Here is a 682-nt window from a genome sequence, read left to right on the forward strand (position 1 = left end):
CATGCTGGCCCGCATGGATTGGTTGCCGCTGATTTCCACCCTGGCCGGGGCTGCGATCGGTATCGTCGCCACACTCATTGCGGATCGAAGTCGGTGGAGGCGCGAGGATGCCAAAGAGGCAGTCCGCCTACGGCTTGAGGTCTATACGCAGTACACGACCGTCGTGAAAGTCCTAGGCGAGACATTGCGGGCTTTGAGGGAGCAAGAGCACCCTTCGGATGAAGAACGGGTTGTTGCGCTAAGGGAAGCCTTCCGGGAGTCGGGCATAGCCGTCGCATCTGAACGGATGTGGCTTATCGGGCCTCAACCCGTGGTCAAGGCGTCCAATAGCGTCTTCCACTGTCTCCGGAGCATTTGCGACGGTTACATCGACGGCACGGCTGTTGGCAGTCCGGAAGATCACGCACGCTGGGAGGCGCGTGGCAAGGCTGCCGCCAAGATGCGCAAGCTGATGCGCGAGGATCTTGGCGTTGGCCCGCTCCTCGAACGTCACAGCAGTTAGGCCTTCTCCGGCCACGCGGCTCGTCGTCGCCGTCGGCCGGCCGCTGCCCGGCAGTCGCAACGGCTGCAAGGCGTGGGAACTGTCCGGCGCGAAGAGGGCCGTAGGCAAGACCGCGGTGATCGCGGGACGGCGGCTACCGCGGCACCGGCCTGGTTATCCCGCACCGCCGCGAACGCGGCC

At 64.8% G+C, this 682-nt stretch carries 1 protein-coding gene and 1 pseudogene; both read left to right on the plus strand.

Features of this window, described 5'->3' with window-relative positions; translation table 11 throughout:
• Positions 1-502 (plus strand): hypothetical protein (locus CCN51_RS52580; RefSeq protein ID WP_014172611.1); only part of this gene is annotated, 502 nt, incomplete at its 5' end.
• Positions 503-515: 13 nt separating this feature from the next.
• A pseudogene (locus tag CCN51_RS52585) lies at positions 516-682 on the plus strand (IS5/IS1182 family transposase); the annotation flags it as partial.

The organism is Streptomyces milbemycinicus, from assembly GCF_002154605.1.
GTDB lineage: Bacteria > Actinomycetota > Actinomycetes > Streptomycetales > Streptomycetaceae > Streptomyces > Streptomyces milbemycinicus.